7 protein-coding genes are annotated in these 6,773 nt (G+C 67.9%); 2 read left to right on the forward strand and 5 right to left on the reverse strand.

The annotated features are described in order from the left end of the window. Window positions 1-22: 22 nt before the first annotated feature. Window positions 23-1,423: a glutamate decarboxylase gene (locus tag ABZT17_RS22475; protein WP_356351311.1), complete on the forward strand. Its 1,401-nt coding sequence runs from the start codon at window positions 23-25 to the stop codon at window positions 1,421-1,423. A gap of 12 nt (window positions 1,424-1,435) precedes the next feature. On the opposite strand, the gene ABZT17_RS22480 is transcribed toward ABZT17_RS22475, so the two are convergent. The 4 genes from ABZT17_RS22480 to ABZT17_RS22495 form a co-directional block, all read right to left on the reverse strand. Beyond that, window positions 1,436-2,026 carry a PadR family transcriptional regulator gene (locus ABZT17_RS22480; RefSeq protein WP_356351312.1) on the reverse strand — a complete coding sequence of 197 codons (591 nt, stop codon included), beginning with the start codon at window positions 2,024-2,026 and terminating at the stop codon, window positions 1,436-1,438. A gap of 24 nt (window positions 2,027-2,050) precedes the next feature. Further along, entirely contained in the window at window positions 2,051-2,599 is a 549-nt protein-coding gene (locus tag ABZT17_RS22485) for a DinB family protein (RefSeq protein ID WP_356351314.1), read from the reverse strand. 170 nt (window positions 2,600-2,769) lie between these two features. Then, window positions 2,770-4,230, reverse strand: coding sequence for an aldehyde dehydrogenase family protein (locus ABZT17_RS22490; protein WP_356351315.1), 1,461 nt, complete (start codon window positions 4,228-4,230; stop codon window positions 2,770-2,772). A gap of 164 nt (window positions 4,231-4,394) precedes the next feature. Beyond that, window positions 4,395-5,219 carry a helix-turn-helix transcriptional regulator gene (locus ABZT17_RS22495; protein ID WP_356351322.1) on the reverse strand — a complete coding sequence of 275 codons (825 nt, stop codon included), beginning with the start codon at window positions 5,217-5,219 and terminating at the stop codon, window positions 4,395-4,397. Between the two features lie 359 nt (window positions 5,220-5,578). Between ABZT17_RS22495 and ABZT17_RS22500 the strand changes: the two genes are divergently transcribed. Next, window positions 5,579-6,082, forward strand: coding sequence for an ATP-binding protein (locus ABZT17_RS22500; RefSeq protein WP_356351316.1), 504 nt, complete (start codon window positions 5,579-5,581; stop codon window positions 6,080-6,082). A 59-nt stretch (window positions 6,083-6,141) separates the two neighbouring features. Here the strand turns inward: ABZT17_RS22500 and ABZT17_RS22505 are convergent, their stop codons facing one another. Beyond that, on the reverse strand, window positions 6,142-6,393 hold the full coding sequence (locus ABZT17_RS22505; protein WP_356351317.1) for a DUF397 domain-containing protein: 252 nt from the start codon (window positions 6,391-6,393) through the stop codon (window positions 6,142-6,144). Window positions 6,394-6,773 lie beyond the last annotated feature (380 nt).

The raw sequence follows: 6,773 nt of genomic DNA on the forward strand, positions 1-6,773 counted from the left end.
GAAGACACGAGGGAGATCGTCCATGCCGCTCCACAAAGGTCCCGACAAGTCCGACGAGCGCCTGCTGTCCGTCAACCCCTTCTACGGCGAGGCGAATCCGCTCGGCGACATGATCGAGGCCCCGCCCAAACACCGGCTGCCGGACAATCCCATGGCGCCGATGACGGCGTATCAGCTGGTCCACGACGAGCTGATGCTGGACGGCAACTCCCGGCTTAACCTGGCCACTTTCGTCACCACCTGGATGGAGCCGCAGGCCGGTGTCCTGATGGCGGAGTGCCGCGACAAGAACATGATCGACAAGGACGAGTACCCGCGCACCGCCGAGCTGGAGCGGCGCTGTGTGGCGATGCTCGCCGACCTGTGGCACGCGCCGGACCCCTCGGCCGCGGTGGGCTGTTCGACGACCGGCTCCAGCGAGGCGTGCATGCTCGCCGGAATGGCGCTCAAGCGGCGGTGGAGCAAGCGCAACCAGAAGCCGGGCGCCCGCCCGAACCTGGTCATGGGCGTCAACGTCCAGGTCTGCTGGGAGAAGTTCTGCAACTTCTGGGAGGTCGAGGCCCGGCTGGTGCCCATGGAGGGCGACCGGTTCCATCTCGACCCCCAGGCCGCCGCCGACCTCTGCGACGAGAACACCATCGGGGTCGTCGGCATCCTCGGCTCCACCTTCGACGGCTCCTACGAGCCCATCGCCGAGCTCTGCGCGGCCCTCGACGCCCTCCAGGAGCGCACGGGCCTGGACATCCCGGTGCATGTCGACGGCGCGTCCGGCGGCATGGTCGCGCCCTTCCTCGACGAGGACCTGGAGTGGGACTTCCGCCTCCCGCGCGTGGCGTCCATCAACACCTCGGGGCACAAGTACGGACTGGTCTACCCGGGTGTCGGCTGGGCACTGTGGCGCGACAAGGAGGCGCTGCCCGAGGAACTGGTGTTCCGCGTCAACTACCTGGGCGGCGACATGCCCACCTTCGCCCTGAACTTCTCGCGCCCCGGCGCCCAGGTCGTCGCGCAGTACTACACCTTCCTGAGGCTGGGCCGCGACGGCTACCGGGCGGTGCAGCAGACCTCACGGGACGTGGCCGGGAGCATCGCCGAACGCGTCGAGCAGCTGGAGGACTTCAGACTCCTCACCCGGGGAGACGAACTGCCCGTCTTCGCCTTCACCACGGCCGAGGGCGTGGACTCGTACGACGTTTTCGACGTCTCCCGGCGTATGCGCGAGAGGGGCTGGCTGGTGCCCGCGTACACCTTCCCGCCGAACCGTGAGGACCTCTCCGTGCTGCGGGTCGTCTGCCGCAACGGCTTCTCCGCCGACCTCGCCGACCTCTTCGTGGACGACCTCACCAGCCTGCTGCCGGAGCTGCGCCGGCAGGCGCACCCGTCCACGAGGGACAAGGGGGCGGCCACCGGCTTCCATCACTAGGGCCCTGGGGCCCTAGGGGCCGAGGACCCCTACGAACGGCTCGCCCTCGCCCGCGAAGGTGTAGGCCCCGCCCTCGATCCGCTCGATCAGGCCTCTGGTCCATCCGGCCTCGGCGTCGGCCGTGTGGACCCAGAGGTTCATGATCTCGCCGATATGACCGAGCTGTTCGGGGCCGTCCGGGGGGAGGTAGTGCTCGGTGACGGAGCCGCGCCACTCGTCGATGCGGCGGATGCGCTCCTCCAGGAGGGAGACCACCTCGGCGCGCGGCAGGTCGAGCATGAAGCCGACGGCCGCCGACTTCACGTCCGTGCGCTGGTCGTAGGAGGCCAGCGCCTCCCGCAGCAGACGGAGGTACTCGTGGGTGCCGGCCTCGGTGATCTCGTACTCTGTGCGCGGCGGACCACCGGCCGTGGACGGCGCGATCTCGTGCGCGTGCAGAAGCCCGTGCTTGGCCAGCTGCTTGAGCGCGTGGTAGATCGAGCCCGGCCGGGCGTTGGACCACTCGTGCGCGCCCCAGTACTCCAGGTCGCCCCGCACCTGGTAGCCGTGGGCCCGCCCGTGCTGGCGGACCGCGCCGAGCACGAGCAGGCGGATCGCTGACATGGGGCCAGCGTAGGCCGCGGGAGATCAGCCCCAGGACGTGCCCTGTTCCTTCGCCACCAGTTCGAAGGCGGTGGCGCCGTCCAGCGACTCCCGGATGATGTCGGCGTGGCCGGCGTGCCGGGCGGTCTCGCGGATCAGATGCAGACAGAGCCAGCGCACGGAGACCCGGCCCTCCGGCGGGAACCACGGGTCCGGCGGCAGCGGGAAGGTGTCGTCCAGGCTCGGCACCGAGCGGACATGGGCCTCGGTCTCGGCGGCGACCTTGTCCCAGTACGCAAGCTGCGACTCGACGCTCTCACCGTCGACCAGCTGGAAGGTCTCGTGCCAGTTGGTCTCGTCGCGGTGGATGGCCGGCGGCTCCTGCTTGGCGCGCGCGATCCAGCCCTGCTCGCACTCGGCGACATGTTTGAGCAGGCCCGCGAGGGAGAGTTCGCTGGCGCTGGGCTTGCTGGTGGCCTGCTCCTCGGTCAGTCCGAGCAGCGCCCGCCGGATTCCGCCGCGCTGCTCCTCGATGAACGCGAGGAGCGCTCCTCGCTCGTCTCCCTGCGCCTCTGCCGGTACGTGGGTGACCATGGCCGTCGCCTTTCGCCGGAGGCGGGAGTCGGTCCCCCCCGCCTGACACCCAAGAAGCTACGGGCCATCGAGGTCAGATCCTGTCCTCGATGGCCCGGGGCGCGGTGACGTACGCAGAAAACTCCGACGAGGTCCGGCGAGGACGGGTCCGTAGAGAAGGGGTCCGGGGGTCAGAACGGGAAGCCGCTGCGGCCGTGCTGCACGGAGATCCACTTCTGGGTGGTGAAGCACTCGACGGTACCCTCGCCGTTCAGGCGGCCGACGCCCGAGCTCTTCTCGCCGCCGAAGGGGACGATCGGCTCGTCGTGGACGGTGCCGTCGTTGACGTGGAACATGCCGGAGTCGATCTGCTTGGCGAAGTTGACGCCCCGCTCGATGTCGCCGGTGTGGACGGCGCCGCTGAGGCCGTACGGAGTGTCGTTCGCGATGCGGATCGCCTCCTCCTCGCCGTCGAAGGGGATGACGAAGGCGACCGGGCCGAAGACCTCCTGGTGCAGCAGGGGCGAGTCGGCGGGGACGCCGGTCAGCACGGAGGGCTCGACCAGGTTGTCGGTGGTCGTGCCGTGCAGCAGCGCCGTCGCGCCCTCGGCGATCGCCTGCTCGACCGTACCCGAGATCGCCTCCGCCTGCGAGGAGTTGATGACCGGGCCGATGACGGTCCGCGGGTCGCTCGGGTCGCCGACCTTGAGGGTCCTCACCTTGGCGACGAACTTCTCGGTGAACTCGTCGGCCACCGAACGGTCCACCAGCACACGGTTGGCGGCCATGCAGACCTGGCCCTGGTGGACGTAACGGCTGAAGACCGCCGCGTCGACCGCGTAGTCGAGGTCCGCGTCGTCGAGGACCACGATGGCGCTGTTGCCGCCGAGTTCGAGGATCGAGCGCTTGAAGTGGGAGGCGCAGACGGTGGCGACATGGCGGCCGACCTTGTCGGAGCCGGTGAAGGAGATGACCTTCGGGATCGGGTGCTCGATGAAGGCGTCGCCGATCTCCGCGATGTCGGTGATGACGACGTTCAGCAGGCCGCCCGGGAGGCCGGCGTCCTCGAAGATCTTCGCGACCAGCGAGCCACCGGTGATCGGCGTGTTCTGGTGCGGCTTGAGGACCACGGCGTTGCCGAGCGCGAGGGCCGGGGCCACCGACTTGATGGAGAGGAGGAAGGGGAAGTTGAAGGGGCTGATCACGCCGACTACGCCGACCGGGACGCGGTAGAGGCGGTTCTCCTTGCCGTCCACCGGGGACGGGAGGATCTTGCCCTCGGGGCGCAGGGCCCACTGCATCGACTCGCGCAGGAACTCCTTGGCCAGGTGGAGTTCGAAGCCGGCCTTCAGATGCGTGCCGCCGAGCTCGGCGATGATCACCTCGGTGATCTCCTGCTCGCGCTCCTCGATCAGCCGCAGCGCCTTCTCGAAGACCGCGCGGCGCGCGTACGGGTTCGTCTTCGCCCACTGCTTCTGCGCGCGGGCCGCCGCCTGGTAGGCCTCGTCGACCTCTTCGACCGTGGCTATGGTGATGGAAGCCAACTTCTCGCCGTCGTACGGGTTGAAGTTGATGATGTCCCAGGAACCCGTCCCCGGGCGCCACTCACCGTCGATGTACTGCTGGGCCAGGTCGGTGAAGTACGACGACATGTGATCCCCAAATCACTCGCAGACACGCGATCTACATCACGGGCTGATCACTTGTCATCGTACTTGTGATGCAGGTGAGTTGGGGACGGTGAGCGAAGTTATGGGGAGAACCCCCGGAGGTCTCGGGGAAGCTCAGGGGAAGCTCCGGTGAGCGTTCTACAGTTCTACGAGAGTTGGAGGAGGCCGCGCAGGACGTCGCGGCTCTCGTCCGGGCCGGGGCTGTCCTGCTGGAGTTCCTTGAGAGCCTTCTCGTACTGGGTGACGTCCTCGCGCTTGTCCAGGTAGAGCGCGCTGGTGAGCTGTTCGAGGTAGACGACGTCCGTCAGGTCCGACTCCGTGAAGGACAGGATCGTGAAGGCGCCGCTCTCACCGGAGTGGCCGCCGAAGCCGAACGGCATCACCTGCAGCCGCACGTTCGGATGCTCGGACACCTCGATCAGGTGCTGGAGCTGACCGCGCATCACCTCGCGGTCGCCGTAGGGGCGTCGTAGCGCCGCCTCGTCCAGGACGATGTGGAAGTCCGGGGCGTTTTCGGAGACGAGGTACTTCTGGCGCTCCAGGCGCACCGCGACCCGTTTCTCGATCTCGGACCGGCTCGCGCCCTTCATTCCGCGCTGGACGACCGCTCGCGCGTACGCCTCGGTCTGCAGCAGTCCGTGCACGAACTGCACCTCGTAGCCGCGGATGAGGGACGCGGCGCCCTCCAGGCCCACATAGGTGGGGAACCAGCTCGGCAGGACGTCGGAGTAGCTGTGCCACCAACCCGCCACATTGGCCTCCCGGGCGAGGGAGAGGAGCTGGGTGCGCTCCGCCTCGTCGGTGATGCCGTACAGCGTCAACAGGTCTTCCACGTCCCGTGTCTTGAAGCTCACCCGGCCCAGCTCCATCCGGCTGATCTTCGACTCCGAGGCGCGGATCGAGTAACCCGCGGCCTCGCGCGTGATGCCGCGCGACTCGCGCAGCCGCCTGAGTTGCGACCCGAGCAGCATGCGCCGCACCACCGATCCGGGCTCTCCCACGCTCACGTTCGCCAGCCTCCCCAACGCTTCAGGGGCCAGAGTCTGCCACTAAATCACTCCGAGCAGTACTCGTCCGATTACAGAGAAGGAAAGAAGTCAGAGATTCTGCACAGGAAGCAGGAAGGAGTTGGCAAGTAGGGGGAGAGAAGATGGCGGAAAAAATGACCAAGAAACGGTACCGGAGGGTCCAATTCGGTCACGTGCACGTGCATCTGCACCTTGCATCTGCATCGCTCATCCAAGAGCATGGTCTCGCGCAACCGCTGCATCGTGCACGCTTGGACCGCGAATTCCCGGGAGTGCCTCGCATGGGGACGAATGGATCGACCATGCTCGAGCCGTTACGGCAGGGCCTTCCGCCGCTGGATCCCGCGGCCGTGTCCAACGCCGCGTCCTGCGCACTTCCCGCCCGCTTCGAAGCGGTGCGCGAGGCGAGGGCCTTCACGCGCCGGACACTGGACCAGTGGGAGATCGGCGAACGCTTCGACGATGTGTGCCTGGTCGTCTCCGAGTTGGTGACCAACGCGCTGCGGCATGCGCTGCCCGCGGGGGCGGTGTGCGCCGCCGACCAACACCCTGCTGTACGGCTTCACTTGATGCGGTGGACCGAGCGGCTGGTGTGTGCGGTGCGGGATCCCAGTCAGGAGAGTCCGGTCGAGCGTGAGGCGGAGGACTTCTCGGCTGAGTCGGGGCGGGGGTTGTTCCTCGTCGACTCGTTCGCGGACAGTTGGGGGTGGCATCCACTGGCCGGGACGCTGGGGGGGAAGGTGGTCTGGGCGTTGTTCCAGCTGCCTCAGCTGCCTCAGCTGTCCCAGGGTCAGGGGCAGGCGTAGGGGCGAGGCGGGCGTGGGGGCGGGTCTGACACGGTTGTTCTACGCGCGTTACGGGCGGATCAGCCCACGAGGTGGTCGAACTCGCCGTCCTTGACGCCCAGGAGCATCGCCTCGATCTCGGCGCGGGTGTAGACGAGGGCGGGGCCGTCGGGGAAGCGGGAGTTGCGGACGGCTACGTCGCCGCCGGGGAGGCGGGCGAACTCCACGCAGGAGCCCTGCGAGTTGCTGTGCCGGCTCTTCTGCCAGGCCACCCCGTTCAGCTCCGTGGCTGCCATGCCGTTGTACACGTCGTTGTACACGTCGTGGTCCACAGGTCGCTCCCCGGTGGTGCGGTGGCCTTGGGGCCAGTGATGCAGAGGTCAACTGGTCCGGATCATAGCTCTGTTCACGTGCAGATGCATGAGCAGATGCACGTGCACGGGGGGTGGTGCTGTGGTTACAGATGTGACGTACGGGGTGCTACATCTGTCCCGGCGTGTGCCCCGGAGCCCGTATGACATGCGTCCACTAGGAAGAGACGCGTACGGCGGCTGTGGTGTTCCAGCATTCCGGGGATTGGTCCAGTCCGGCGCGGATGCCTGCGGCGCCAGTGCGGGTGGGTGGGGGCTTGTGTAGCGCCTAGGGGTGGTGGGTGAGTCGGGGCCGGGCCGGGGGGTATCCGTCCTCGGTCGGGCGCCACTGTTTCTTCGAC

It is taken from the genome of Streptomyces sp. NPDC005648 (genome assembly GCF_040605395.1).
Classification (GTDB): domain Bacteria; phylum Actinomycetota; class Actinomycetes; order Streptomycetales; family Streptomycetaceae; genus Streptomyces.

What these genes read in the sequence shown, in the direction of transcription:
- ABZT17_RS22475 (WP_356351311.1), top strand. Translation starts at nt 23, where the DNA reads ATGCCGCTCCACAAAGGTCCCGACAAGTCCGACGAGCGCCTGCTGTCC.
- ABZT17_RS22480 (WP_356351312.1), bottom strand. Translation starts at nt 2,026, where the DNA reads ATGTCAGCGATCCGCCTGCTCGTGCTCGGCGCGGTCCGCCAGCACGGG.
- ABZT17_RS22485 (WP_356351314.1), bottom strand. Translation starts at nt 2,599, where the DNA reads ATGGTCACCCACGTACCGGCAGAGGCGCAGGGAGACGAGCGAGGAGCG.
- ABZT17_RS22490 (WP_356351315.1), bottom strand. Translation starts at nt 4,230, where the DNA reads ATGTCGTCGTACTTCACCGACCTGGCCCAGCAGTACATCGACGGTGAG.
- ABZT17_RS22495 (WP_356351322.1), bottom strand. Translation starts at nt 5,219, where the DNA reads ATGCTGCTCGGGTCGCAACTCAGGCGGCTGCGCGAGTCGCGCGGCATC.
- ABZT17_RS22500 (WP_356351316.1), top strand. Translation starts at nt 5,579, where the DNA reads ATGCTCGAGCCGTTACGGCAGGGCCTTCCGCCGCTGGATCCCGCGGCC.